The organism is Amycolatopsis sp. NPDC003676 (assembly GCF_053587275.1).
Genome location: NZ_JBSFNS010000391.1, coordinates 1 through 1,107, shown reverse-complemented (window position 1 = coordinate 1,107; position 1,107 = coordinate 1). Strand labels below are relative to the sequence as shown.

1 protein-coding gene is annotated in these 1,107 nt (G+C 68.8%); it reads right to left on the bottom strand.

Annotated elements, in window-relative coordinates:
• A partial coding sequence (locus ACWDNU_RS46665) for a branched-chain amino acid ABC transporter substrate-binding protein (protein WP_449673555.1) occupies positions 1-1,082 on the bottom strand: 1,082 nt, incomplete at its 3' end.
• Positions 1,083-1,107 lie beyond the last annotated feature (25 nt).

Here is a 1,107-nt window from a genome sequence, read left to right as displayed (position 1 = left end):
ACGCCGGTGCCGTTGTAGTTACGGACGTAGTCCACGAGCTCGGCGCGGGTCACCTTGCCCGAGTCGATGCCCTTGAGCAGGATCGTGGTCAGGTCGTAGCCCTCGACGGAGTAGACGCCGGGCGCCTGGCCGTTGAGCGCCTTGTACTCGGTCGCGAACTTCTCCGGCGCCGGGCTGCACGGGCAGGAGAGCAGCGCGCCCTTGGACGAGCTACCGGCCTGCCGGACGAACTCGGGATCGTTGCTGCCGTCGGCGGAGACGAAGGCCGCGGTCACACCGCCGGACCGCAGCTGCTGCACGAACGGCGCGGCCTCGGCGTAGTAGCCGGCGTAGAAGATGGCGTCGGGCTTGGCGGCGGACAGCTTCGACACCGCGGCCGAGAAGTCCTTGTCACCTTCCTTGACGCTGACCGCGCAGGAGGCGTCGGCGGCCGGGCCCGCGGCGGTGATGAACGCCTGCGCCAGACCGGCACCGTAGTCGGTGTTGTCCTGCACGACGCAGATCTTCCTGTAGCCCTTCTCGCCGGTCAGGTAGTTGGCGACGGCCGGGCCCTGCGAGTTGTCGTTGCCCAGGCCGCGGAAGAAGGTCTTCCAGCCGTTCTGGGTCAGGGTCGGGTTGGTGGCCGAGGCGGTCAGCGTGGGCATGCCCGCCTCGCTGAGGATCTGGCCGGTCGCCTTGGTCTCGCCCGAGAAGGTCGGGCCGACCAGCGCCACGATGCTGGGATCACTGACGATCGTCGGGATCACCTGGCTCGCGATCTGCGGCTTGCCCTCGGTGTCGAACTGCTTGACCGAGACCTGACAGTCGGGGTTGGCCTTGTTGTGCTTGTCGAGGGCGAGCTTGACGCCGTCGATGATGTTGATGCCGAGCGCGGCGTTGCCGCCGGTCAGCGGGCCCGCCATCGCGATGGTCTGGGGCGCGCACTTGGCCTTGCCGTCGCCCGCCGGGTCGGCGGCGGTGCCCGCGTCGGTCGCCGCGACAGCCTTACCCTGGGTATCGAGCTGCACGACCGGCTGGATGGAGAGATCGGTGTTGCCGCCACCGCCGCCGTCGGACGACTTGTCGCTGCATCCGGACAACACCAACGACGCGGCAGCTCCGATTACC